Here is a 23,986-nt window from a genome sequence, read left to right as displayed (position 1 = left end):
ATTACAGGATTATCCCGTGTTAACACATTCTCCGTCAATTGCCCCGGAAGTTTATCGTACTGCTCCCGGTTTTCGAGCGCTTAGTATCTACGTAAAAGCCTCGCCGGTACTGAATCCTGACGTTGGCAGGGCAGCCTTGCTGGAAGCTTGTGAGGCGGTTATGGCAGGCAGACCGGAATGGGCGGAGTCTCATCTGGCCGCATGGGCTGGCATTTTTCAATCATTTGGCGCCAAACCAAAGCGCACGCCTTGTTCAGCTGATGCGCTACGTAAGCGCGTGCTTCGTGATGGGATGATGCCAGCACTGGATCCTGTTGTTGATCTTTATAACGCCGTCAGCCTCCGCTATGCCGTTCCGGTTGGTGGCGAGAATATTTCCGCTTACCAGGGCGCTCCGCGTCTGACCATTGCGGAAGGTACCGAGCCCTTTGACACGATGAAAGAAGGCGCACCTGTTATCGAGTATCCCTCCCCCGGAGAGGTTATCTGGCGTGACAATGCTGGCGTCACCTGCCGTCGCTGGAACTGGAGGCAAGGGATAAGGACACGTTTAAGTGTTGAAGCGCAGCAAATGTGGTTTATTCTGGAAAGTCTGCCACAGATGCCGCTGGAAAAGCTTCATGAAGCAGGAAGAATGCTGACTGACGGTCTGGAAGAAATGATGCCAGGTCTATGGTGTGAAATTACTCTCATCGAAGATCAGCACCAGTAATCTTATTCAGGACAAACACCTATGTTTACTGGCTTGTCTGCGTTTCCCTTAACTCCAGTCACCACCAGCGGCGTGGATGAAAAGGGCTTCAGTCATATTCTTTCTCGCCTAACAGAAGCCCGGGTTGATTCTATGGGTATCCTGGGGTCAACCGGAAGCTACGCTTATCTGACCCGGGAGCAACGCAAGCGCATCGCGACTCTGGCAACACAGCACGCCGGAGAGATCCCTGTCATGGTGTGTGTGGGAGCTGTCAGCACGGAAGCCATCCTGCATCTGTCAGACGATGCGCAAGCCGCGGGCGCAAATGCCCTGCTGCTCCCGGCTGTCAGCTACCAGCCGCTCCGTGACGAAGAAGTCTTCGCACTATTTGAGACCGTTACCCGACACGCGTCAGTGCCGGTGTGCATCTATGATAACCCGGGCACCACACATTTTACCTTTACGGATGAACTGCACGGGCGTCTATCCTCACTGGAGGGGGTTCGCTCGGTCAAGCTTCCTGGTGTCCCGGATAGCCCGACTGCAGCGAGAGAGCGGGTCGAGGCATTACGTCAACACCTGCGTCCTGGCGTAACCATCGGTATCAGTGGGGATACTTATGCCGGGCTGGGATTAAACGCCGGCTGTGAAGTGTGGTACTCCGTTAGCGGTGGTTTGTTTCCGGTGATGGCGAAACAAATTACTGACGCAGCGGCGGCGAACGATCATGAACGCGTTACTGCCCTGACAACGCGCCTTGAGCCATTTTGGGCGCTGTTCCGTAAACATGGCGGAAGCATCCGCGTTATTGCTGCTGCCGCAGGCGTGCTTGGACTTACCGATACGGACTGCCTCCCTCGCCCCCTGCAGCCTTTGTCAGCAGGTGATATCGCGGATATTGCCCGTGTGATAACCACACTGGAGCTGAAATAGCCGTCCTTGAGGACCGGCTGCCTGCCGGTCCTTCTGAAACCTAACCGGGCAATAACCTTCATGACGATCCTTCGGTGTACAAACGCTCCTGCAAAGGCAGCTCTCGCACGCTATGCTCATGCCGTAACGACCTGCGGGTCACCGCCTGACCGCCCTCAATACAGAAAACCTTCTCCCCGATAAGCAATTCCCGCTATTTCACTAGGTTTAGTGCTTAACGATATACATTGTGCGGCTGTATGCGACATCTTCAGGGTTAGTAATCGGATACCCTTTCAGCCACGGTTTAATTAAACGCCCGTTGGTATACTGATAAATCGGTGCAATAGGTGCCTGTTCCATCAGAATTTTCTCCGCGGCGTTATAATCGGCATTGCGCGCTTTCTCTGTATTCTCCAGAGTTGCCTGGGTCAACACTTTGTCGTACGCCGGATCATTAAAGCGGGAGATATTGCCCGTATGGGTCGATGTTAATAGCGACAAGAACGTAGAAGGCTCATTGTAGTCACCCACCCATGAGGCGCGGATCACATCAAAATTACCGGTATTACGGCTGTCGATATACGTTTTCCATTCCTGGTTCTGCAGTTTTACGTCAACACCGAGGTTCTTCTTCCACATAGAAGCCACTGCGATAGCAATCTTCTGATGATTTTCTGAGGTGTTGTACAGCAGCGTCAGTTTAAGCGGTTTCTGCGGGCCATAGCCCGCCGCGCGCAGCAGCGTTTTCGCCTGCGCGTTCAGCTCTTCCTGACTCATTTGCTCAAACGGTGAAGGTTCCGGCACAAATCCTGCCGTTACATCCGGCGTAAAATGCCATGCTGGTTTCTCACCGGTACCCAAAACTTTCTCCGCCATCAGACGACGATCGATAGTCATGCTGAGCGCCAGGCGCACGCGTGAGTCGGCAGTCGGTCCCTTCTGGGTATTGAAGGCATAATAATAAGTACCAAGCTGCGGCGGGGTGTAAACCTGACCCGGGATATCCTTCAACAGTTTCTGGTACATATTTTTCGGGAAGGACTCGGTAATATCAATATCACCAGCAAGATAGCGCTTGGTCGCAGCTGATTCCTGGTTGATCGGCAGGAAGGTGACTTTTTGCAGCACTGTTTTGGCGTTGTCCCAATAATGCGTGTTCGGCACCACTTCCAGTTTTTCGTTTACGACGCGATCTTTGAGCACATAGGCGCCGTTACCAATCAGATTGCCTGGTTTGGTCCACTCTTTGCCGCTCTCAACGTTGGCTTTTTGTACCGGATAGAATGCAAAACTCGCCGTCAGATTGGCAAACCAGGGCAGCGGCTTATCCAGTTGAACTTTCAATGTCCGTGCATCGACAGCACTAACGCCAAGTTTATCAGGCGTGGCTTTGCCATCGATAATAGCCTGAGCATTATTAATACCCGCCAGCGCAGCAAACCAGGCAAACGGCGACAGCGTTTTTGGATCAACCAGACGCTGCCAGCTATAGACAAAATCCTGCGCCGTTACCGGCGTACCATCCGCCCATTGCGCATTGTCACGCAGCGTAAACGTCCAGATGCGGTTATCGTTACTCTTCCACTGGGTAGCGACGCCAGGCACGATCTCACCCTTCTCATTCTGGTTGACCAGCCCTTCAAATAGATCACGAATCACCTGTATTTCAGGCAGCCCAACGGCTTTTGCCGGATCAAGCGACGCCGGTTCGTCTTTTATATGACGCACCAGTTCTTGTTTCTCTGCCAGTACCGTTCCGCTGGGAACATCAGCAGCCCAGGATAAAGAAATGCTGCTAACCAACAACGCACAACAGGTTACTGAAACAGAATGCTGCATAAGGTACCCTCAATTCCGGCTACTAAGTGAATGTGTAATTATTTGTATCGCCAGCAGGAAATGCAATTAACTTCCGACAAGAAAGTGATATTACACCTGAAAAGATAAGTGTGTGAAAACGATTTGATTATCCGTACATTTTGCACAACACTGCGAGTAACAATCCAAGCATTCAGAGATGACTATGACCGTTACCCGTCCCCGTGCCGAGCGCGGCGCATTCCCACCTGGAACCGAACATTACGGACGTTCCTTGTTAGGCGCACCGCTAATCTGGTTTCCTGCACTGGCAGCCGATCGTGAAAGCGGCCTGATACTGGCGGGAACGCACGGCGACGAAAACTCCTCGGTCGTTACCCTTTCCTGCGCATTGCGTACGCTTAGCCCTTCCCTGCGTCGCCACCATGTGGTGCTGGCCGTAAACCCTGACGGTTGCCAGCTTGGGCTGCGCGCAAATGCGAACGGCGTCGATCTGAACCGTAATTTTCCCGCCGCAAACTGGAGAGCGGGCGAAACGGTGTATCGCTGGAACAGTAGTGCAGAAGAGCGTGATGTGGTGTTGTTGACCGGCGAAAGTCCGGGTTCGGAACCAGAAACCCAGGCGTTGTGTCAGCTTATTCACCGAATTCATCCCGCCTGGGTAGTCTCTTTCCACGATCCACTGGCCTGTATTGAAGATCCCAGAAGCAGCGAGCTGGGTTCGTGGCTGGCACAGTCGTTTGAATTGCCTCTGGTCACCAGCGTAGGTTATGAAACGCCCGGCTCTTTTGGGAGCTGGTGCGCAGACCTGAATTTACACTGCATAACCGCCGAATTTCCGCCCATTTCATCGGATGAAGCGAGCGAAAAATACCTGCTGGCCATGTCCAATCTGCTGCGCTGGCACCCTAGAGATGGAGCTGCCCGGTCGTAAAATGCAGGGCTGGCTCCGCATCGCTGGCCAGCCAGGTCGGGCCATCAAGATCGGCAAAGTTAACCTGCGGCGTAAGCGGTAACGCCGCACCGATCGCCCGGGAGGTACACAGCATGCAGCCCAGCATCAGCGCAAATCCCTGCTCGCGGGCTTCCGTTGCCAGCGCCAGTGCTTCCGTCAGACCGCCTGTTTTGTCCAGTTTGATATTGACCATTTCATAGCGTCCGTGCAGCGCTTTCAGGCTACTGCGAGTGTGGCAACTTTCATCTGCGCAGATGGGCAGCGGATGCACAAAATTCTCCAGCGCGGCATCATCCTGAGCCGGCAGCGGCTGCTCCAGCATCGCCACCCCTAAATCAGCCAACAGCTGACAGCGTGCCGCAAGGCCTTCTGCCCGCCAGGATTCGTTGGCGTCGACAATAATCGTGGCGTCAGGAACAGCCGCACGAATGGCAACCATCCGCTCACTAATCAAGCGAGCATCCAGTTTAACTTTCAGCAGTCTCGCACCATTTCCCCACAGCGCAGCCGCGCTCGCGGCCATTTGTTCCGGCGAGCCAATCACCACGGTTTGCGCCGTCGTCACCACTTCCGCCAGTTCACTTCCCACCAATTCCGCCAGCGACGTCTGCTGTTGACGCGCACTCAGATCCCACAACGCACAATCTACGGCATTTCGCGCAGCCCCTGCTGGCAGCAGCTTTTGCAGCTCTTCACGCGTCAGTCCGTTTTCCAGTTGTGGCGCAATGCTCATAATTTGCGCCAGGACAGAGGCATCGCTTTCACCGTAGCGCGGGTACGGTGTGCACTCGCCAATACCTGTGACGCCATTTTCTGTCAATTCGACGACAACCACATGCGCTTCGGTCCTGCTCCCACGGGCGATGACAAAGGGAGTGTGCAGCGGCCAGGCTTCCTCATATACCTTAACTGTTCTCATTTGTTTTCCTTAATGCAGTCCCTGAAGCGGATATCCGCAAATAGCGTTTGCCGTGTTAACTGTTGATGGCATAAACTAGCCTCGACGTTAACTATATGTAAACAGGAAGATAACCATGTCACAAACCGTTCATTTCCAGGGCAACCCGGTTGCAGTTGCCGGCTCCATTCCTCAGGCTGGAAGCAAAGCTCAGGCTTTTACCCTTGTGGCTAAAGACCTGTCTGACGTTACGCTGGGCCAGTTTGCAGGCAAGCGCAAAGTGCTGAATATTTTCCCAAGCATCGATACTGGCGTTTGCGCGGCATCGGTACGTAAGTTTAACCAACTGGCGACAGAAATCGACAATACCGTCGTACTGTGTATTTCGGCCGACCTGCCATTCGCCCACTCTCGTTTTTGCGGCGCGGAAGGTCTGAGCAACGTTATCACGCTGTCCACCCTGCGCAACGCAGAATTCCTGAAAAACTACGGTGTTGAAATCGCTGAAGGCCCGCTGAAAGGTCTGGCCGCACGTGCCGTAGTTGTTATCGATGAAAATGACAACGTCGTCTTCAGCCAACTGGTCAATGAAATCACCAACGAACCAGACTACACAGCGGCGCTGGACGTACTGAAAGCGTAAGCTGCGTTTGCATACAAAAATGCCTCCACATGGAGGCATTTTCATTTACGGCATTACTCTTCGCTTTTTTTCTGTTGGCTCAGGCCGTACTCGCGCAATTTATTGGCAATCGCGGTATGCGAAACGCCGAGGCGCTTGGCCAGCTTGCGCGTGCTGGGATAATTCATATACAGCTGCGTCAGCACGGAGCGTTCAAAGCGGCTGGTAATTTCATCCAGCGACCCTTCCATTACCTCTTCTCCGACCGCAACCGTTGCCGCATCATAATCCGGCAGCAAAATATCCTGTGGCCGCAGTTCATAGCCTTCAAGCTGGGTCAGCGCCCGGTAGATAGCATTTTTAAGCTGACGCACGTTGCCCGGCCAACCGTAACGGGTTAACACCGTGCTGAGATCGGCGGACAGCTTCGGACGCGGCACGCCCTGCTCATCGGCAAAACGCGCCACGAACAGTTCGGTGAGCGGCATAATATCTTGTGGGCAATCGCGCAGCGGCGGCAGGTTTAACGTCAGTACATTCAGACGATAATAGAGGTCTTCACGGAAAAGTCCTTTCTGCACCAGCTCCACAAGGTTCTTTTGCGTGGCGCAAATCACACGGACATCAACATGAACTTCGTGATCTTCTCCCACGCGACGGAACGTACCGTCATTGAGAAAACGCAGCAATTTGGTCTGCATACGCGGCGACATTTCGCCAATTTCATCTAACAGAACCGAACCGCCATTCGCCTGCTCAAAGAACCCTTTTTTACCTTCCGGCGCATGGCCAAACAGCTCGCTTTCAACCGCATCTTCAGGGATTGACGCACAGTTCAGCGCCAGATACGGTTTCGACGCACGCGGGCTTGCCAGATGGCAGGCATGAGCAAAGAGATCTTTGCCGGTGCCGGTATTACCAGTAATCAGTAGCGGCGCGCTCAGCGTCGCCAGCTTGCGCGCTTGTTCTACGACGTGTTTCATTTTGGTGCTGACGGCAATAATCTGGCTAAACGCACTGAGATCCTGCGTTGTCATATTTTGCAGCTGACGTCCCATTCGGATGGTGGAGCGCAACATCACCACCGCGCCGGTCAACATCTGCTCCTGATTTTCGCCCTGCAAATGGACGGGCGTAATTTCCATCAGGAAATTCTGCCCGTTAATCACGACATGTTCGCTATGGGAATCCTGCGGATTGCTTTCCAGCCAGCGCTGGAAGTTAAACCCATTGATTAACTGGGCTGCGGTATGGTTGCGCATCCGCTCCTGGGTGTGCGCAAAAAGTTGACAGCTCGCAGGGTTCGCCATCTCAACTTTGCTTTTCATATCAAGAGAAAGGACCGGCTCTGGCAACGCTTCAAGCAGCGCACTTAGTGCCAGATGTTCACGTTCGGAAGGCATCCATGGCACGGTACGCACATCCGTAACCCCTGAAATACGGCGAATTTCAGCCATCAGGCTGCTGAAGTTGGTGAACTCCAGCTCCGCAAAATTAAGGTAAATCCGCCCGATGGGGTCAATTTCGATGCCGCGTAAATCAATGCTTCTCAGCACCAGTAAATCGAGCAATTCGCGGGTCAGACCAAGACGGTCTTCACAAAAGACTTCCAAACGCATAGGAACCTTCATCAGGACAAGGGATTATGTAGTAAATGATAAGACAGTATTTGGTTCGCAGGAAGAACTCTGTCAACAAATATTGACAGCGCGCTGGAAAATTGGGCGCCGGGGCGTAAAGTTATACGATCGGCGCCTGTTTTTTAGCTAACTTTCGCGCGGAGATTTGTTTTTTTGTAAGGTCTCTTTCACCTGACCAATCAGTTGACGGCGAAAATCGCCCAGTCGTGGCTTATCAGCATCGATCCACGGCAGCGGTCGGCAAAGTTCCATAGCTTTAATGCCCAGACGCGCCGTTAACAACCCCGCGCCAATGCCCTGTGCGGCACGCGTTGATAAGCGGGCGGCTAAATCCTGCGACATCCAGTCCATCCCTACTTCCCGCACCAGCTCACTGGCCCCGGCAAAAGCGATATTCAGCAGCACCAGGCGGAACAGACGCAGACGGCTGTAATAACCAAGTTCAATGCCATACAGCGATGCAATGCGATTAATCAGCCGTAGATTTCGCCAGGCGATAAACGCCATATCCACCAGCGCCAATGGGCTGACGGCAATCATCAGCGTGGACTCTGCCGCAGAACGGCTAATCTCACGCCGGGCTTGCGCATCCAGTACCGGCTGCACAAGATGGGCATACAGACTGACCACCTCGCGATCGTTCTGCGTTTCATGAATTGAGGCATACCAACGCTGCAATGCTGGATGCGACTGATCGATACCCGCCTGCTGCGCCAGTTTTTCACAAAATGCACGACCTTTTCCGGTTCCATGGCTGTGGAGCAAGTCTCGCGCTTCATCACGTTCGTGCGCGCGCTGACGCAATCGCCACAATCTGCGCCACTCGGTCGCCACCGATCCGACACCTGCACCGATAATCAATGCGCCTGCGGCACATCCTCCCAGCGCGACCCAGTCCTGAGTCTGCCAGGCGTTCATGGTCCACTGCACACCCTGAGCAACAACGCTTACGCCAAACAGCGCCAGCCCGCCCATCACCATCTTGCGCCACAGACTGCGTTTGGGGCGTAAGGCCGCATCAATGACGGCCTCCGCCTGACCTTCGTCTTCCAGGGGTTCATCCACTTTCGCCGGAGAAAAAGTCTGCGCCTCCATTTCGTTGAACATTTGCTGCGCTTTAAACGCCGTGTTTTGTTCCACGTCCAGCAGACCTGAGAAATCGATACGCGGTTTTAACGGCTCGCTCATCGCAATTTATCTCCTATTAAAAACTCCAGCGCGGCATCGAGGCGGATATGTGGTAAGGGTTTATCGACATCCATAACCTGCGGGCGAAACGCCTCAAACTGAAAGCCCTGGCTGTCCCAAAATGCCTGCCCAGGTAAACGCGCGGGCACTTCCCCCGGATAGACTGTCAGCGGTTCGCCATCGCTCAGACGATTACCACGCAACGCCGGGATCTTTTCACCTTTCACATCGATCAAGCCGCTGGTGGTTGCCTGCACCGATGCCAGCCCCAGACAATCCATGCTGATACCTTCGAACGCAGCGTTTTGCCATGCGTCCTGGATCAGCTGCTGCAATAACGACACCATATTGGCGTGCTGATCCACCGTGACGTGGTCGGCTTTGGTGGCGGCAAACAGCAGCTTGTCGATCACTGGAGAAAATAGCCGACGAAACAGCGTACGCTGCCCGTAATGGAAGCTTTGCATCAACTGAGTAAGCGCCAGGCGCATGTCGTTGAACGCCTGTGGCCCGCTGTTGAGCGGCTGCAGGCAATCGACCAGCACAATCTGGCGATCAAAGCGCAGGAAGTGATTCTTATAAAACCCTTTGACGACCTTTTCGCAGTAATAATTGAATCTTTCGCGCAACATGCCCGCGTTGGTGTGTTTGTCAGCCTGCGCCAGCTTTGATTCCCCCCAGGCATCGACATCCGACCACGGGAAGAATTGCAGCGCAGGCGCGCCCGCCATATCCCCGGGCAGGACAAAACGGCCCGGTTGAATAAAATGTAGGCCCTGCTGTTTACACTGATGCAGATACTCCGTCCAGGCGGCAGCAATTTCCGCCAGACGGTTTTCATCAGCAGGCGCCAACGGATCCAGCCCCTGGCATAACTGCCGCCATTTTGCCGACCATTCGCCCCGCTGCCCCTGCAATAATCCGGTCATTTGCCGCGACCAGCTCAGATAATCCTGGGCAAGCATCGGTAAATCGAGCAGCCACTCCCCCGGATAATCGACGATCTCCAGGTACAGCGTGGAGGTGTCTTTAAAGTGGCGCAGTAAAGAGTCATTGGATTTATAGCGTAGCGCCAGACGTATTTCACTCACGCCGCGCGTAGGGGTCGGCCAGGTCGGCGGAGAACCGTACAGCTGAGCCAGTCCCTCATCATAGGTAAAGCGCGGAATGCCAAAATCGCGTTGAGGAACCCGTTTCACGCCGAGCAAACGCTCTTCGCGCACGCAGCTGAGCAACGGCAGACGCGCACCGGCATGAATATTGAGTAACTGATTTACCATCGCGGTGATAAACGCCGTCTTACCGCTGCGGCTAAGTCCGGTGACAGCCAGGCGTAAATGCCGGTCTACGCCGCGATTAACCAGCGAATTGAGTTCATTTTTAAGTCGCTTCATCGCCATCCCGTTTTGCTGAAGGAACCGAAGAAATTATAACAAACAGGAAGTAAAGATAGGGGTCAATTCTTACTTATCAACTACCTGGGCAGTTCCTGGCGGCATTATTCTTACCGCCAGGAGCAGAAGAACTGCGTACGGCTTATTTATTCTCTACTTTAGGAAGCGAGATCTGGTTGATGCCACCTTCATTCGTCACCTGCGTATAGCCCATTTCAGTCAACATATCCTTCGCTTGTCCCGATTGACGCCCGGAGTTGCAGTACAGCTTCACAGTGTCGTTCTTATCAGGAACTTCAGCTGCAATACGTGCCTTCATCTCTTTTAACGGAATATTGACGGCCCCCTGAATATGCTGCTGTTGATACTGTTCAGGAATGCGAACATCGATCCAATGTTCCGCAGCATAAACCGGCATGCCGATGACCAGAGCCAACGCTAATACACCTTTTTTCAACATAATATCTTCCTGACTGATAGTTGGATTTACCTCTACACTATACGCCAGTTCTTAAGAAAATATTGCGACCGCATTATCACCGTCTGCAGGCGCGGACGATTGTTCCTCAGGTTACCCATGCTGCAGTTAGCCTGTTGATTTTTCTACCCGCATTTGATGTTCCTTCCCAACAATTAGGTGAGCAAAGCTGTAATTTATTATTTAATCTGATTGCAGGTGAGAAAGGATTACAGAATATCACTATAGGAACACAAATATTGCTGACCGACTTCCTGATATAAAACCTGGGTATTAATGCCCTGCGAAATAGATTTTTTAGTTCACCTTCAATACCCGTGGTAACGACCCAAAAGAATTTTGACAGCCCCAAAATTATATTTGTGAGCTGCCGCAAATTAACTGAGGGAATGTTGATTAATTGTTGCTTGCTTTTGCTGATTCAAATATCAGGGTTGATTACCTGAATAACGTTTCGACAATTTTGCCGCAGCCCGACTCAACACCGGTTCCAGAACCAACGCCAGCAGCATTTTTAGCGGGCGTCGGGCGACGGACTTCACCGCCCACCCTGCTACACCCGCCGGGCCGTAGCGCAGCGCGGTCAGAAGCACCAGCTTACCTACTATTTTAAAGCCCGGCTTAACCCTTTGCCCGGCACGTTGCCAGCGATTATTCATTTCTGTCCTCACAATTGACGGAAGCGACTACGTAAGGAAAAAGTATCGGACGTCACATAACGCTCCATTTCACGCAAACGCTTTTCACTTGCCGCCAGCTCGCGATCGACGGCATCCAACAGCTCACCGCTTGATGGCTGCTGCTCGCCGGAAACCACATTATCCGGCATCGGATCCAACACAAACGTCAGCACGATGTAAGCGACGAAGGTAAAAAAGGCCAGGCCAAAAAAGACTGACAACACCACCAGGATCCGTACCAGCTTCACAGGCACATCGAGATAATGCGCAATACCTGCGCAAACCCCCTTCACCATGCCCTGCTGCGGAATACGCCACAGTTTTTTGTTCAGGTTAACGCCTCCCATTAGCGGTCCCTCCAGTTTGGATGTTCAGCATCAATAATGTCTTCCAGCGCCTGAATGCGCTCACGCATCCGCTGTGCGTCATTGTTGAGTTCGACCAGACGTTGCTGTTCACTTTGCGACAGTTCGCCGCGACTGGAACGGTTGCTGTAATGCAGCCAGAGCCAAATCGGTAAAACGAACAACACAAAGATGGTTAACGGGATAGCCAGAAATAGCGCACTCATGAGTACTCCTTACAGGTGATGAGCGGCGGCGCGTTCGGGCGCCGCCAGATGTTATTATTGCTTGTCTTGCTGCATTTTGGCTTTAAGTTGCGCCAGCTGCTCGCTGATTTCATCATCTGCTTTCAGGTCAGCAAATTGCTGATCCAGAGACTTCTGTTTACCGAAGTTATGGCTTTCAGCCTCGGCTTCCATCTGATCGATACGACGCTCGAAAGATTCAAAGCGCGCCATCGCTTCATCGAGTTTACCGCTGTCCAGTTGACGACGAACATCACGCGAAGAACTCGCTGCCTGATGACGCAGCATCAACGCCTGCTGACGAGCACGGGTTTCACTGAGTTTATTTTCCAGCTCACCGATCTCTTTTTTCATACGCGCCAGCGTATCGTCAACCAGCGTCACCTCATGCTCCAGAGAGGCAATTAAATCGGTCAGTTTCTGCTTTTCAATTAACGCAGAACGCGCCAAATCTTCTTTCTCTTTACGCAGCGCAAGTTCTGCTTTTTCTTGCCACTCTGCCTGTTGGGCACTGGCCTGTTCGATACGGCGAGATAATTGTTTCTTTTCTGCCAGCGCACGCGCTGAGTTAGAACGTACCTCAACCAGCGTGTCTTCCATTTCCTGGATCATCAACCGCACCAGTTTCTGCGGATCTTCAGCCTTTTCCAGCAACGCATTAATGTTGGCGTTCACGATGTCGGCAAAACGAGAAAAAATACCCATAATGTAATCCTCACTTACTGTTCTGATATCGGGCTATGCCCTGCTGCTTTCATTATGCACTTGACGTGCCAACTTTTTATGCAATTGATTTTATTGTAATTATATAATTTTACCTGCCAGGCTAATTAGCGTAAATTGGTGAATAACACTAACAAATGGTGAATTTCATCATGGCTGGATACAAAGATAATCTTCTGGGTGAAGCGAACAGCTTTATTGAAGTGCTGGAGCAGGTTTCTCATCTGGCACCGCTGGATAAACCTGTACTGGTTATAGGTGAGCGCGGGACCGGGAAAGAACTTATTGCCAACCGCCTGCACTACCTCTCCACCCGCTGGCAAGGCCCGTTTATTTCGCTTAACTGCGCGGCGCTAAACGAAAATTTGCTTGATTCCGAACTGTTTGGTCACGAAGCGGGTGCCTTTACCGGCGCGCAAAAACGCCATCCGGGACGTTTCGAACGCGCCGACGGCGGTACGCTGTTTCTCGATGAACTGGCAACCGCCCCGATGTTGGTACAGGAAAAATTACTGCGGGTTATTGAATATGGCGAGCTGGAGCGCGTTGGTGGCAGCCAGCCGTTGCAAGTTAACGTACGACTTGTTTGTGCGACCAATGCCGACTTACCTCGCATGGTCAGCGAAGGCACTTTCCGCGCGGACCTGCTGGATCGCCTGGCCTTTGACGTGGTGCAACTCCCACCGTTACGCGAGCGTCAAAGTGACATTATGTTAATGGCCGAACATTTTGCCATTCAGATGTGCCGCGAGATCGGGTTACCTCTGTTTCCGGGTTTTAGTGCCGAGGCCAGAGAAACGCTTCTCCACTACCGTTGGCCGGGCAATATTCGTGAACTGAAAAACGTCGTGGAGCGATCCGTTTACCGGCATGGAACCAGTGATTACCCACTGGATGAGATAATCATTGACCCCTTCCGCCGCCACACTACGCAGCCGCAGGCGCCGGAAACTAAACCGATGTCTGTAGGGTTACCGCTGGATCTGCGTGAATTCCAGCAGCAGCAAGAGAAAGACTTTCTACAAACCAGCTTACAGCAGGCAAAATTTAACCAGAAAAAAGCCGCTGAATTACTGGGTCTGACTTACCATCAGCTTCGCGCTTTGCTGAAAAAACACCAGATTTAAAGCACATTTGCAGATGTCATATTGGCGGATTTGACGCATAACCTCATCAGGGTTTACCATGACGCCATTACTGTACAAAAAAACAGGTACAAATATGGCTCTGGCACTCGTTGGCGAAAAAATTGACAGAAACCGTTTCACCGGTGAGAAAATTGAAAATAGTACATTTTTTAACTGTGATTTTTCAGGTGCCGACCTAAGTGGTACTGAATTTATCGGCTGTCAGTTCTATGATCGTGAAAGCCAGAAAGGGTGCAATTTTAGTCGTGCAATGCTGAAAGATGCCATTTTTAAAAGCTGTGATTTATCCATGGCGGATTTTCGCAATGCCAGTGCGCTGGGCATTGAAATTCGCCACTGCCGCGCACAAGGCGCAGATTTCCGCGGCGCAAGCTTTATGAATATGATCACTACACGCACCTGGTTTTGCAGCGCATATATCACTAACACAAATCTAAGCTACGCCAATTTTTCGAAAGTCGTGCTGGAAAAGTGTGAATCGCCACAGATAATCTAGACACTTCCGAGCCGTTGATAATACTGGTTTTCATATTCTGTCGGTGACATCTGATCGCTAGAACCATGCCGACGCTTACTGTTATAAAACATTTCGATGTAATCAAAAATATCACTGCGGGCTTCTTCCCGCGTTCCGTAGATCTTTTTCTTTATCCGTTCGCGTTTCAACAACTGGAAAAAGCTTTCTGCAACCGCATTATCATGGCAGTTACCGCGACGGCTCATGCTGCCCTCCAGGCCGTGTGATTTCAGGAAAGACTGCCACTCATGGCTTGTGTACTGACTGCCCTGATCCGAATGAACCAGCACCTGTTTTTGGGGATTACGCCGCCATACAGCCATCAGCAGTGCGTTCAGGACAATGTCCTTTGTCATCCGGGATTGCATGGACCAGCCGATAATTTTGCGTGAGAACAGATCAACAACCACAGCAAGATACAGCCAGCCTTCGTGGGTCCTGATGTAGGTTATGTCTGTTACCCAACGCTCATCAGGAGCATCCGGATTGAACTGTCGCTGGAGCCTGTTGGGCGACACGATACTGGCCTCGCCTTTACGTGCCCGCGGGCTCCGGTATCCGACCTGAGCCTTTATCCCGACACGTTTCATCAGTCGCCAGACTCTGTTCACTCCGCACTGTTGCCCGCTGTCCCGCAGATCCAGATGGATTTTGCGATAACCATAGACGCATCCCGATTCCAGCCAGAACTGTTTAATCTGTCCTGTCAGTCTCAGGTCTGCCTGATGGCGTTGAGAATGCGGCTGCTGAAGCCAGGCGTAAAAACCACTGGGATGAACATCCAGCACCCGACAGAGCAGGCGAACAGGCCAGCAACAGGTGTTGTCACGGATAAAGGCGTACCTCAGTCGGACAGCTTTGCGAAGTACGCCGCGGCTTTTTTTAATATGTCCCGTTCGTCGGTAACCCGCTTCAGCTCTTTCTGGAGACGACGGATCTCGGCCTGAGCATCTGACTGTTCTTTATTAGTGGAAGAATCCGGACCGTACTTCTTTATCCAGGCGTAAAGGCTGTGGGTGGTGATATCGAGACGTGTTGCCACGCTGGCAACAGAATAACCGCGATCAACAACCTGTTTGACTGCTTCAGTTTTAAACTCTTCGGGATAACGCTTACCGCTCATGGGCACCTCTCTTTAAGCCATCTTAAATGACTCTGAGGTGTCTGTTAAACCCGTGGCGATTCAGTGTGAGCTGTGGGAAAACCGTTGGATGGGTGCCCAGGTACTGGGCGCGACGTTCAGTGGTTCAGATCTCTCCGGCGGCGAGTTTTCGACTTTCGACTGGCGAGCAGCAAACTTCACACATTGCGATCTGACCAATTCGGAGTTGGGTGACTTAGATATTCGGGGCGTTGATTTACAAGGCGTTAAGTTGGACAACTACCAGGCATCGTTGCTCATGGAACGTCTTGGCATCGCGATTATTGGCTAGTCTTCAGGGAGCGGTGAATATTCCGCCCCCTGCACTGCTTTTTACCCCTCAGGCATCGCTGAAGAGTGGTGTGTGGAAATTTTCCACTCTTTACCGTCCCATGCATAAGTGAATGTGTAGCGGGCTGAAACCGTTGATTTGTCCGCGAAGGTAAATGTGTAGGTACCGGTGTCTATCGCCTTATTACACCCCAGGCGAATGGTACGCATGTCAATTTTCCCGGTCGGCTTTTTCGCAAGAAAATGCTCGAAATAATCAACACGCTCAGCGTCCGTTAAACGCGCTTTATTGGATACAGTAGGCAGCAATACCGCATCGCTAAGATAATTTTCAGATACCGTCTGCGCGTTACCTGTTTTCAATGACTCGTTCCACTTATCAAATAGCGCTTCGATTTGCGCTTTATTCACCTTCACACAGTCTGGAGTCGACGCAGCAAAAACGGCTCCAGGCAATAGGGCAAGTGAAACAACAAGGCTCAGTAATTTATTCATACAATTCATTCCATTAGAGGTTATATGGCAACAGAAAACTGTTCATAACCAGGATCAAAGCCAAAATGCATTTAATAACCAATGGAAATCATCACCATAAATGGGTGAGAAGATTAAGATGCCATGAAGAAAAAATGGAATTAACATATTGAAATAATTATAGATACTTTAGCTATTACAACTCACATAACGTGTACTACTTCCTGAATGATTATAGTTCAGCATTGATAGTGACACTCTAAATGCTCGCTCCACACTTCGTTATCGATGCCATACTCCATCTTCCGAGTACACACTGATATCAATCAGTAAACAACGACAGGAACGCCCCCACGTTTATAGCAAGTCAGATGGGCCATGAAAATGCTAAGATAGTTAACAGAGAAGATTCAAAGTAGATAGCAGGTATGAATTTTGACCATGTCGCGGTGTTGAACTCGCGCTTATCGAGCCTGTTACTCCCAAAAACAAACGGTAATGGCAAATGTCATTAAGTATTAGTAAGATAGCCTCTTTATATAATCCATTAAAATTATGCGCCTGGTTTTATCATCTCTGATCGTGATGGCTGGATTTCTGAGTGGTCAGGCTGCTGCTGCGCCTGAGCAAGCTCCGCACGCTGATATCCGTGACAGTGGGTTTGTCTATTGCGTCAGCGGGCAGGTCAATACGTTCAACCCACAAAAAACGAGCAGCGGTCTCATCGTCGACACGTTAGCGGCCCAATTGTATGACCGACTGCTTGATGTAGATCCCTACACCTATCGGCTGGTGCCTGAGCTGGCTGAAAGCTGGGAAGTGCTGGATAACGGCGCAACCTACCGCTTCCATCTGCGTCGTGACGTTCAGTTTCAGAAGACTGCCTGGTTCACCCCCACCCGCAAACTAAATGCGGACGATGTGGTGTTTACCTTCGAGCGCATCTTTGATCGCCACCATCCGTGGCACAATGTGAACGGTAGCAGTTTCCCCTACTTCGACAGCCTGCAGTTTGCCGATAACGTCCAAAGCGTGCGCAAACTGGACAACAACACCGTTGAATTCCGCTTAACGCAACCGGATGCCTCCTTTATGTGGCACCTTGCCACACACTATGCCTCCGTAATGTCGGCCGAATATGCCGCTAATCTGGCAAAACAGGATCGCCAGGAGTTGCTCGACAGACAACCCGTCGGCACAGGCCCGTACCAGCTTTCGGAGAATCGTGCCGGCCAATATATTCGGTTGCAGCGACATGAAAAATTCTGGCGTGGTACCCCCCTGATGCCGCAGGTCGTAGTGGATCTCGGCTCTGGTGGAACCGGACGCTTATCGAAATTACTCACTGGCGAGTGCGACGTCCTGGCCTGGCCTGCCGCCAGCCAGCTCAGCATATTGCGTGATGACCCTCGCCTGCGTCTGACGCTGCGCCCGGGGATGAACATTGCCTATCTGGCGTTCAACACCAATAAACCGCCGTTGAATAACCCTGCCGTGCGGCATGCGCTGGCGCTGGCCATTAACAACCAGCGCTTAATGCAGTCTATCTACTACGGGACGGCAGAAACCGCGGCATCTATTTTGCCTCGCGCCTCGTGGGCTTATGATAACGAAGCTAAAATTACAGAATACAACCCGGCAAAATCGCGCGAGCAGCTAAAAGCGCTGGGGCTGGAGAATCTGACATTACAACTTTGGGTCCCTACCAGCTCTCAGGCCTGGAACCCCAGTCCGCTGAAAACCGCCGAGTTGATTCAGGCAGATATGGCTCAGGTGGGTGTGAAAGTGAAGATCATTCCGGTAGAAGGTCGTTTTCAGGAGGCGAGATTAATGGATATGAACCATGATCTGACGTTATCCGGCTGGGCGACGGACAGTAACGATCCTGACAGTTTTTTCCGGCCGTTGCTCAGCTGTGCCGCCATCAATTCGCAGACCAACTTTGCCCACTGGTGTAATCCGCAGTTTGACAGCATTCTGCGCAAGGCCCTCTCTTCGCAGCAGCTTTCATCGCGAATAGATGCCTATGACGAAGCGCAAAATATTCTTGCACAAGAGTTACCTATTCTGCCGTTGGCCTCTTCACTGCGTCTACAGGCTTATCGCTACGACATCAAAGGATTGGTGCTCAGTCCATTCGGTAATGCCTCTTTTGCCGGCGTGTCCAGGGAAAAGAAAGATGAGGTGAAAAAACCATGATTATCTTCACCTTGCGTCGATTTTTATTGCTACTGGTAACCCTGTTCTTCCTGACCTTTATTGGCTTCAGCCTGAGCTACTTCACGCCTCATGCGCCGTTGCAGGGTGCATCGCTGTGGAACGCCTGGGTATTCTGGTTCAATGGTCTCATCCACTGGGATTTCGGCGTATCCAGTATTAACGGTCAGTTGATCTCAGAGCAGCTGAAAGAGGTGTTTCCGGCCACAATGGAACTGTGCATTCTTGCCTTTGGTTTTGCACTAATGGTTGGGATCCCCGTTGGTATGCTGGCCGGTATCACGCGGAACAAATGGCAGGACCGTTGCATCAGCGCATTGGCTCTGATGGGGTTTTCTATCCCCGTTTTTTGGCTGGCGCTGCTGCTAACATTGCTCTTCTCACTGACCCTCGGCTGGTTACCCGTTTCCGGGCGTTTTGATCTTCTCTACGAGGTGAAACCTGTTACCGGTTTTGCCATTATTGATGCGTGGATCTCCGACTCGCCCTGGCGCGATGAAATGCTGGTCAGCGCTATCCGTCATATGGTGCTCCCGGTGCTGACGCTCTCCGTTGCGCCCACCACCGAAGTCATCCGCCTGATGCGTATCAGCACCATTGAGGTCTTTGACCAGAACTACGTCAAAGCGGCGGCCACACGCGGTTTGTCACGATTAACGATTCTGCGTCGTCACGTCCTGCACAACGCCCTTCCGCCGGTGATCCCGCGTCTGGGCTTACAGTTTTCCACCATGTTGACGCTGGCGATGATCACCGAGATGGTCTTTAGCTGGCCAGGTCTTGGCCGTTGGCTGATTAACGCGATTCGCCAGCAGGATTACGCGGCGATTTCAGCGGGCGTGATGGTGATTGGTTCCCTGGTTATCATCGTTAACGTCATCTCTGATATTTTGGGTGCTATGGCTAACCCTCTGAAACATAAGGAATGGTATGCCTTACGATAGCGTCTATAGCGAAAAACGCCCGCCGGGTACGTTGCGCACCGCATGGCGCAATTTCTATGGTGATGCGACTGCGATGATCGGCCTGTACGGCTGTGCGGGACTGGCTATTCTGTGTATTTTTGGTGGTTGGTTTGCCCCTTACGGCATCGATCAGCAATTTCTCGGCTATCAGCTTTTACCGCCGTCATGGTCGCGCTATGGCGAAGTCTCATTCTTCCTCGGGACTGACGATCTGGGACGTGACGTTTTAAGTCGTCTGCTCAGCGGCGCGGCCCCGACCGTTGGCGGCGCGTTTGTCGTTACTCTTGCCGCCACGCTGTGTGGCCTGGTATTGGGCGTAGTTGCCGGTGCGACGCACGGATTGCGCTCTGCGGTGCTGAACCACATTCTGGACACCCTACTGTCGATCCCTTCTCTGCTGCTGGCGATTATTGTGGTGGCCTTTGCCGGGCCGCATCTGACACACGCCATGTTTGCCGTCTGGCTGGCGCTGCTGCCGCGCATGGTGCGCTCCGTTTACAGCATGGTGCATGACGAGCTGGAGAAAGAGTACGTCATTGCCGCTCGCCTGGACGGTGCAACCACACTGAATATTCTGTGGTTCGCCGTTCTGCCCAATATCACCGCTGGCCTTATTACTGAAATCACCCGCGCACTGTCGATGGCGATTCTGGATATCGCCGCGCTGGGTTTTCTCGACCTTGGCGCACAGCTGCCGTCCCCGGAATGGGGAGCCATGCTCGGCGACGCGCTGGAGCTGATTTATGTCGCACCTTGGACGGTGATGCTGCCAGGCGCGGCAATTATGATAAGCGTGTTGCTGGTTAACCTACTGGGTGACGGCGTACGCCGCGCAATTATTGCGGGGGTGGAGTAATGCCATTACTGGATATCCGCAACCTAACCATTGAATTCAGGACCGGTGACGACTGGGTAAAGGCTGTTGATCGTGTCAGCATGACATTGAATGAGGGTGAAATCCGCGGGCTCGTCGGCGAATCTGGATCCGGCAAGAGTCTGATCGCTAAGGCCATTTGCGGTGTCGCTAAAGATAACTGGCGCGTAACCGCAGACCGTATGCGTTTTGATGATATCGATCTGCTACGCCTTTCCGCGCGTGAACGACGCAAACTGGTCGGTCATAACGTCTCCATGATCTTTCAGGAGCCGCAGTCATGTCTCGATCCGTCCGAGCGTATCGGACGTCAACTGATGCAAAATATTCCGGCATGGACCTACAAAGGTCGCTGGTGGCAGCGCATCGGTTGGCGCAAACGCCGTGCGATTGAACTCTTGCACCGCGTCGGGATAAAAGACCATAAAGATGCCATGCGCAGCTTCCCATATGAGCTGACCGATGGCGAATGCCAGAAGGTCATGATCGCTATTGCATTAGCGAATCAGCCGCGTTTGCTGATTGCCGATGAACCAACGAACGCGATGGAGCCAACCACCCAGGCGCAAATTTTCCGTCTGCTAACCCGTCTGAATCAAAACAGCAATACCACCATTTTGTTGATAAGCCATGACCTGCAAATGCTCAGCCAGTGGGCTGACAAAATCAACGTGATGTACTGCGGACAAACGGTCGAAACTGCGCCAAGTAAAGATTTGGTCACCATTCCACATCATCCTTATACTCAAGCGTTGATTCGCGCTATTCCTGATTTTGGTAGCGCAATGCCGCACAAAAGCCGCCTGAATACCATGCCAGGAGCTATTCCATTGCTGGAACAATTACCCATCGGCTGTCGTCTGGGGCCACGCTGCCCTTATGCACAACGCGAATGTATTGAAACCCCAAGACTGACCGGAGCAAAGAATCATCTCTACGCCTGTCATTTCCCGCTGAACATGGAGAGAGAGTGAGATGGTAGAAACCCTGCTCGAAGTTCGTAATCTGAGCAAAACCTTTCGCTACCGGACAGGTTTATTTCGCCGCCAGACCGTTGAGGCCGTTAAGCCCCTAAGTTTCACCCTGCGCGAACGTCAGACGCTCGCCGTCATTGGTGAAAACGGCTCGGGGAAATCTACGCTGGCAAAAATGTTGGCGGGTATGATTGAACCCACCAGCGGTGAGCTGCTGATTGACGATCATCCGTTAAAATATGGCGATTATTCATTTCGTAGTCAGCGGATCCGTATGATTTTCCAGGATCCGTCAACATCGCTTAATCCGCGGCAACGTATCTCGCAGATCCTCGATTTCCCGCTACGTCTGAATACCGACCTCGAGCCTGAGCAGCGTCGTAAACAGATTATAGAAACTATGCGCATGGTCGGTCTGCTGCCTGACCATGTGAGCTATTACCCGCATATGTTAGCGCCGGGTCAAAAACAGCGTCTGGGCCTTGCCCGTGCGCTCATTTTACGACCCAAAGTCATTATCGCCGACGAAGCCCTGGCTTCTCTGGACATGTCGATGCGTTCGCAGCTCATCAATCTGATGCTGGAATTGCAGGAAAAACAGGGGATTTCGTATATCTATGTGACCCAACATATTGGCATGATGAAGCACATCAGCGATCAGGTATTAGTCATGCACCAGGGCGAAGTAGTTGAGCGCGGCAGTACAGCGGATGTTCTGGCGTCCCCTCTTCATGAGCTTACCCGCCGCCTGATTGCAGGTCATTTCGGCGAAGCGCTTACCGCTGATGCCTGGCGAAAAGATCGTTAACAAACGGCTGCCCTCCTCAACCGGGGGGCATTCTGCCATCAGTGACACAATGTGGGTAAGAGCAGCGTATCAACTTCGGTAAACGCGACTGACGGGTAAAGGGCACCACCTTGCATTGCCCAGACACCTGCGGTACTGGCCTCGTCGATAAGTCGTACTGTTTCTACTCCCTTCACCACAACACGGTCGCAATATTCCCTGATATTTTTGATCAGCACCGGGAACATCGGTTTTTCTACCTGTTCCAGGAAGAAACCGCGATCCAGTTTCACAACGTCAAAATGACCGCAAACCAGCGGACTGGCCCCTACGCTGCCGGAGCCAAGATCGCCCAACCACAATGCGTTTGGGCCGTCGCGAAGTGAATTAATCAGCAGATTATTCAGGCACATGGTATTCGACAGAAAACGTTCTGAAAGTTCCAGTGCAATAAATGGTAGAGCATGTAAGGCCGACTTGATGGCTGGATCACCAATCGCCAGCAGTGCCATTTCGTCAATGAGGTTCAGGGTGCAAATAAGGCTGTTGTGCTCAAACCAGTCACGCTTTTCGGCAATTAATCGAATTTGCTCGAGCATGAAATTACGCTTTTGTTCGCTATCCCACGCTGAAATGATGAAATCTGGATGCAACGGGTGAACCGTATCTGAAGTAAACCGGGCGTTAATCTCCACACCCAGTAATTTATCTGTTGTGTCTCTCATCGGTTCCGCGATGAAATGATAGTGCATAAGACCACTCCAATTGATCATAACATCCTGATAATGCACTTCTAATCACAATCAATCAATAATATCGATCAATGATTCGATATTGATCGATAAAAACAATATATCATAACAAGCTGAATATTGTCACATTTATTGTTTTAAGAAAGTTCCTACCTTGCTATGTTTATTAACATCAGCTAGCAATGAAATAATACCATTTCAATGCCTTTGAAACCTCGTATTTTCTCTGATTCACCGACGTTAGATGCCTGAACGAAGCACAAGCGGAGGGGGATGATATACTCCTCACATGTAATGACGTGACAGGTCACGTGAGGCGGATAACCATTCTCCAGGGAAAAAGCGTGGGATATAATTTCAGGCCAATTTCGAGTGTGTTTAATGCGTCAATCATAACTAATTGATTGATATAAGATAAGTGTTAGCCAAAAGGATTAAAGCCATGGGTTTTTTATCAGGTAAGCGCATTCTGGTGACAGGCCTTGCCAGTAAATTGTCTATCGCATGGGGAATCGCTCAGGCGATGCATCGCGAAGGTGCCGAACTGGCGTTCACCTACCAGAACGACAAGCTGAAAGGTCGTGTGGAAGAATTTGCAGCGCAATTAGGCTCCAACATTGTTTTGCAGTGTGATGTGGCTGAAGATGCCAGCATTGACGCCATGTTTGCTGAACTGAGCAAAGCCTGGCCGAAATTCGACGGTTTCGTACATTCCATCGGCTTCGCACCTGCTGACCAACTGGATGGCGATTATGTGAACGCAGTTACCCGCGAAGGATTTAAAATTGCGCATGACATTAGCGCTTATAGCTTTGTTGCGATGGCAAAAGCATGTCGTTCCATGCTAAACCCTGGCTCTGCGCTACTGACGTTGTCCTATCTGGGCGCAGAGCGTGCAATCCCTAACTATAACGTGATGGGCCTGGCGAAAGCCTCATTGGAAGCAAACGTCCGTTATATGGCTAACGCAATGGGGCCTGAAGGCGTACGCGTAAACGCAATTTCCGCAGGTCCAATCCGCACCCTCGCCGCTTCCGGTATCAAAGATTTCCGTAAAATGCTGGCCCATTGCGAAGCTGTTACGCCGATTCGCCGCACTGTTACCATTGAAGATGTGGGCAACTCTGCGGCATTCCTGTGTTCCGATCTTTCTGCCGGTATCTCTGGTGAGGTCGTACACGTTGACGGTGGTTTCAGCATCGCTGCAATGAATGAACTAGAACTGAAATAATCTTCCACTGTTCTCTGGGCG

Annotated in this window: 24 protein-coding genes and 3 pseudogenes; 14 read left to right on the top strand and 13 right to left on the bottom strand. The window is 51.7% G+C overall.

Translation table 11 applies throughout. The annotated features are described in order from the left end of the window. The first annotated feature begins 16 nt into the window (after positions 1-16). Complete coding sequence (locus tag IB222_RS11075) at positions 17-712, top strand: B3/4 domain-containing protein (protein WP_149384192.1); 696 nt, start codon at positions 17-19, stop codon at positions 710-712. A gap of 21 nt (positions 713-733) precedes the next feature. Continuing rightward, the gene (locus tag IB222_RS11070) at positions 734-1,627 is read left to right on the top strand and encodes a dihydrodipicolinate synthase family protein (protein ID WP_149384191.1); all 894 of its coding nucleotides are present in this window, start codon (positions 734-736) and stop codon (positions 1,625-1,627) included. 207 nt (positions 1,628-1,834) lie between these two features. Here IB222_RS11070 and mppA read toward each other — a convergent pair whose 3' ends face one another. Then, entirely contained in the window at positions 1,835-3,448 is a 1,614-nt protein-coding gene (gene mppA, locus IB222_RS11065) for a murein tripeptide ABC transporter substrate-binding protein MppA (RefSeq protein WP_008784907.1), read from the bottom strand. Between the two features lie 184 nt (positions 3,449-3,632). Between mppA and mpaA the strand changes: the two genes are divergently transcribed. Beyond that, on the top strand, positions 3,633-4,361 hold the full coding sequence (gene mpaA, locus IB222_RS11060) for a murein tripeptide amidase MpaA (protein WP_149384190.1): 729 nt from the start codon (positions 3,633-3,635) through the stop codon (positions 4,359-4,361). Here mpaA and ycjG read toward each other — a convergent pair. After that, positions 4,336-5,301 carry an L-Ala-D/L-Glu epimerase gene (ycjG, locus tag IB222_RS11055; RefSeq protein ID WP_126317911.1) on the bottom strand — a complete coding sequence of 322 codons (966 nt, stop codon included), beginning with the start codon at positions 5,299-5,301 and terminating at the stop codon, positions 4,336-4,338. The genes mpaA and ycjG overlap by 26 nt on opposite strands. Before the next feature lie 115 nt (positions 5,302-5,416). Between ycjG and tpx the strand changes: the two genes are divergently transcribed. Further along, the gene (gene tpx / locus IB222_RS11050; RefSeq protein WP_003020437.1) at positions 5,417-5,923 is read left to right on the top strand and encodes a thiol peroxidase; all 507 of its coding nucleotides are present in this window, start codon (positions 5,417-5,419) and stop codon (positions 5,921-5,923) included. Positions 5,924-5,976: 53 nt separating this feature from the next. Here tpx and tyrR read toward each other — a convergent pair whose 3' ends face one another. The 4 genes from tyrR to pspE form a co-directional block, all read right to left on the bottom strand. Beyond that, a complete protein-coding gene (gene tyrR / locus IB222_RS11045; RefSeq protein ID WP_003833259.1) occupies positions 5,977-7,521 on the bottom strand; it encodes a transcriptional regulator TyrR in 1,545 nt (514 codons plus the stop codon). A gap of 147 nt (positions 7,522-7,668) precedes the next feature. Next, positions 7,669-8,730, bottom strand: a complete 1,062-nt coding sequence (locus IB222_RS11040; RefSeq protein WP_149384189.1) for a YcjF family protein — start codon at positions 8,728-8,730, stop codon at positions 7,669-7,671. Beyond that, a complete protein-coding gene (locus IB222_RS11035) occupies positions 8,727-10,124 on the bottom strand; it encodes a YcjX family protein (RefSeq protein WP_148361918.1) in 1,398 nt (465 codons plus the stop codon). The genes IB222_RS11040 and IB222_RS11035 overlap by 4 nt, the downstream gene beginning before the upstream one ends. A gap of 142 nt (positions 10,125-10,266) precedes the next feature. Then, a complete protein-coding gene (gene pspE / locus IB222_RS11030) occupies positions 10,267-10,584 on the bottom strand; it encodes a thiosulfate sulfurtransferase PspE (protein ID WP_004201265.1) in 318 nt (105 codons plus the stop codon). 155 nt (positions 10,585-10,739) lie between these two features. Here pspE and IB222_RS11025 point away from each other — a divergent pair. Next, positions 10,740-10,865: pseudogene (locus tag IB222_RS11025) on the top strand (LacI family transcriptional regulator); the annotation flags it as partial. 165 nt (positions 10,866-11,030) lie between these two features. Here the strand turns inward: IB222_RS11025 and pspD are convergent. The 4 genes from pspD to pspA are packed head-to-tail and all read right to left on the bottom strand — an operon-like array spanning position 11,031 to position 12,576. Next, entirely contained in the window at positions 11,031-11,261 is a 231-nt protein-coding gene (gene pspD / locus IB222_RS11020; protein ID WP_149384188.1) for a phage shock protein PspD, read from the bottom strand. A gap of 8 nt (positions 11,262-11,269) precedes the next feature. Beyond that, positions 11,270-11,629 (bottom strand): envelope stress response membrane protein PspC, encoded by a 360-nt coding sequence (pspC, locus tag IB222_RS11015; protein ID WP_003020497.1) that lies wholly within the window; start codon positions 11,627-11,629, stop codon positions 11,270-11,272. Then, positions 11,629-11,853 carry an envelope stress response membrane protein PspB gene (pspB, locus tag IB222_RS11010; protein WP_149384187.1) on the bottom strand — a complete coding sequence of 75 codons (225 nt, stop codon included), beginning with the start codon at positions 11,851-11,853 and terminating at the stop codon, positions 11,629-11,631. Before pspB ends, pspC begins: the two co-directional genes overlap by 1 nt. A gap of 54 nt (positions 11,854-11,907) precedes the next feature. After that, positions 11,908-12,576: a phage shock protein PspA gene (gene pspA / locus IB222_RS11005; protein WP_003020532.1), complete on the bottom strand. Its 669-nt coding sequence runs from the start codon at positions 12,574-12,576 to the stop codon at positions 11,908-11,910. A gap of 155 nt (positions 12,577-12,731) precedes the next feature. Between pspA and pspF the strand changes: the two genes are divergently transcribed. Beyond that, positions 12,732-13,721, top strand: a complete 990-nt coding sequence (gene pspF / locus IB222_RS11000) for a phage shock protein operon transcriptional activator (protein WP_161495982.1) — start codon at positions 12,732-12,734, stop codon at positions 13,719-13,721. 94 nt (positions 13,722-13,815) lie between these two features. After that, positions 13,816-14,220 (top strand): annotated as a pseudogene (locus tag IB222_RS10995) (pentapeptide repeat-containing protein); the annotation flags it as partial. A 14-nt stretch (positions 14,221-14,234) separates the two neighbouring features. On the opposite strand, the gene IB222_RS10990 reads toward IB222_RS10995, so the two are convergent. After that, positions 14,235-15,382, bottom strand: a protein-coding gene (locus tag IB222_RS10990; protein ID WP_113772681.1) for an IS3 family transposase whose coding sequence is annotated in 2 segments (ribosomal slippage) — positions 14,235-15,145 and positions 15,145-15,382 — 1,149 coding nt in all. Because the reading frame shifts where the segments join, the coding sequence is not laid out codon by codon here. 61 nt (positions 15,383-15,443) lie between these two features. On the opposite strand from IB222_RS10990, the pseudogene IB222_RS10985 reads away from it, so the two are divergent. Further along, positions 15,444-15,692: pseudogene (locus tag IB222_RS10985) on the top strand (pentapeptide repeat-containing protein); the annotation flags it as partial. 41 nt (positions 15,693-15,733) lie between these two features. Here the strand turns inward: IB222_RS10985 and IB222_RS10980 are convergent. Further along, entirely contained in the window at positions 15,734-16,186 is a 453-nt protein-coding gene (locus tag IB222_RS10980) for an SgcJ/EcaC family oxidoreductase (protein WP_003833285.1), read from the bottom strand. Between the two features lie 534 nt (positions 16,187-16,720). On the opposite strand from IB222_RS10980, the gene sapA reads away from it, so the two are divergent. The 5 genes from sapA to sapF are packed head-to-tail and all read left to right on the top strand — an operon-like array spanning position 16,721 to position 22,003. Continuing rightward, positions 16,721-18,364, top strand: a complete 1,644-nt coding sequence (sapA, locus tag IB222_RS10975; RefSeq protein WP_003833288.1) for an ABC transporter substrate-binding protein SapA — start codon at positions 16,721-16,723, stop codon at positions 18,362-18,364. After that, a complete protein-coding gene (gene sapB, locus IB222_RS10970; RefSeq protein ID WP_003020545.1) occupies positions 18,361-19,326 on the top strand; it encodes a peptide ABC transporter permease SapB in 966 nt (321 codons plus the stop codon). Before sapA ends, sapB begins: the two co-directional genes overlap by 4 nt. Continuing rightward, positions 19,313-20,203, top strand: a complete 891-nt coding sequence (gene sapC, locus IB222_RS10965) for a peptide ABC transporter permease SapC (protein ID WP_003833291.1) — start codon at positions 19,313-19,315, stop codon at positions 20,201-20,203. Before sapB ends, sapC begins: the two co-directional genes overlap by 14 nt. Then, positions 20,203-21,195 carry a peptide ABC transporter ATP-binding protein SapD gene (sapD, locus tag IB222_RS10960; RefSeq protein ID WP_003020556.1) on the top strand — a complete coding sequence of 331 codons (993 nt, stop codon included), beginning with the start codon at positions 20,203-20,205 and terminating at the stop codon, positions 21,193-21,195. The genes sapC and sapD overlap by 1 nt, the downstream gene beginning before the upstream one ends. Before the next feature lies 1 nt (position 21,196). After that, a complete protein-coding gene (sapF, locus tag IB222_RS10955) occupies positions 21,197-22,003 on the top strand; it encodes a peptide ABC transporter ATP-binding protein SapF (protein WP_016153235.1) in 807 nt (268 codons plus the stop codon). A gap of 38 nt (positions 22,004-22,041) precedes the next feature. Here the strand turns inward: sapF and IB222_RS10950 are convergent, their stop codons facing one another. Further along, positions 22,042-22,734 (bottom strand): EAL domain-containing protein, encoded by a 693-nt coding sequence (locus IB222_RS10950; protein WP_003833297.1) that lies wholly within the window; start codon positions 22,732-22,734, stop codon positions 22,042-22,044. A 442-nt stretch (positions 22,735-23,176) separates the two neighbouring features. On the opposite strand from IB222_RS10950, the gene fabI reads away from it, so the two are divergent. Next, complete coding sequence (fabI, locus tag IB222_RS10945) at positions 23,177-23,965, top strand: enoyl-ACP reductase FabI (RefSeq protein WP_020996373.1); 789 nt, start codon at positions 23,177-23,179, stop codon at positions 23,963-23,965. Positions 23,966-23,986 lie beyond the last annotated feature (21 nt).

The organism is Citrobacter sp. C13 (genome assembly GCF_014596815.2).
GTDB classification, from domain to species: Bacteria; Pseudomonadota; Gammaproteobacteria; order Enterobacterales; family Enterobacteriaceae; genus Citrobacter; species Citrobacter portucalensis.
This window is presented reverse-complemented; position numbering and strand designations above follow the sequence as displayed.

What these genes read in the sequence shown, in the direction of transcription:
- IB222_RS11070 (WP_149384191.1), top strand. Translation starts at nt 734, where the DNA reads ATGTTTACTGGCTTGTCTGCGTTTCCCTTAACTCCAGTCACCACCAGC.
- mppA (WP_008784907.1), bottom strand. Translation starts at nt 3,448, where the DNA reads ATGCAGCATTCTGTTTCAGTAACCTGTTGTGCGTTGTTGGTTAGCAGC.
- mpaA (WP_149384190.1), top strand. Translation starts at nt 3,633, where the DNA reads ATGACCGTTACCCGTCCCCGTGCCGAGCGCGGCGCATTCCCACCTGGA.
- ycjG (WP_126317911.1), bottom strand. Translation starts at nt 5,301, where the DNA reads ATGAGAACAGTTAAGGTATATGAGGAAGCCTGGCCGCTGCACACTCCC.
- tpx (WP_003020437.1), top strand. Translation starts at nt 5,417, where the DNA reads ATGTCACAAACCGTTCATTTCCAGGGCAACCCGGTTGCAGTTGCCGGC.
- tyrR (WP_003833259.1), bottom strand. Translation starts at nt 7,521, where the DNA reads ATGCGTTTGGAAGTCTTTTGTGAAGACCGTCTTGGTCTGACCCGCGAA.
- IB222_RS11040 (WP_149384189.1), bottom strand. Translation starts at nt 8,730, where the DNA reads ATGAGCGAGCCGTTAAAACCGCGTATCGATTTCTCAGGTCTGCTGGAC.
- IB222_RS11035 (WP_148361918.1), bottom strand. Translation starts at nt 10,124, where the DNA reads ATGAAGCGACTTAAAAATGAACTCAATTCGCTGGTTAATCGCGGCGTA.
- pspE (WP_004201265.1), bottom strand. Translation starts at nt 10,584, where the DNA reads ATGTTGAAAAAAGGTGTATTAGCGTTGGCTCTGGTCATCGGCATGCCG.
- pspD (WP_149384188.1), bottom strand. Translation starts at nt 11,261, where the DNA reads ATGAATAATCGCTGGCAACGTGCCGGGCAAAGGGTTAAGCCGGGCTTT.
- pspC (WP_003020497.1), bottom strand. Translation starts at nt 11,629, where the DNA reads ATGGGAGGCGTTAACCTGAACAAAAAACTGTGGCGTATTCCGCAGCAG.
- pspB (WP_149384187.1), bottom strand. Translation starts at nt 11,853, where the DNA reads ATGAGTGCGCTATTTCTGGCTATCCCGTTAACCATCTTTGTGTTGTTC.
- pspA (WP_003020532.1), bottom strand. Translation starts at nt 12,576, where the DNA reads ATGGGTATTTTTTCTCGTTTTGCCGACATCGTGAACGCCAACATTAAT.
- pspF (WP_161495982.1), top strand. Translation starts at nt 12,732, where the DNA reads ATGGTGAATTTCATCATGGCTGGATACAAAGATAATCTTCTGGGTGAA.
- IB222_RS10980 (WP_003833285.1), bottom strand. Translation starts at nt 16,186, where the DNA reads ATGAATAAATTACTGAGCCTTGTTGTTTCACTTGCCCTATTGCCTGGA.
- sapA (WP_003833288.1), top strand. Translation starts at nt 16,721, where the DNA reads ATGCGCCTGGTTTTATCATCTCTGATCGTGATGGCTGGATTTCTGAGT.
- sapB (WP_003020545.1), top strand. Translation starts at nt 18,361, where the DNA reads ATGATTATCTTCACCTTGCGTCGATTTTTATTGCTACTGGTAACCCTG.
- sapC (WP_003833291.1), top strand. Translation starts at nt 19,313, where the DNA reads ATGCCTTACGATAGCGTCTATAGCGAAAAACGCCCGCCGGGTACGTTG.
- sapD (WP_003020556.1), top strand. Translation starts at nt 20,203, where the DNA reads ATGCCATTACTGGATATCCGCAACCTAACCATTGAATTCAGGACCGGT.
- sapF (WP_016153235.1), top strand. Translation starts at nt 21,197, where the DNA reads ATGGTAGAAACCCTGCTCGAAGTTCGTAATCTGAGCAAAACCTTTCGC.
- IB222_RS10950 (WP_003833297.1), bottom strand. Translation starts at nt 22,734, where the DNA reads ATGCACTATCATTTCATCGCGGAACCGATGAGAGACACAACAGATAAA.
- fabI (WP_020996373.1), top strand. Translation starts at nt 23,177, where the DNA reads ATGGGTTTTTTATCAGGTAAGCGCATTCTGGTGACAGGCCTTGCCAGT.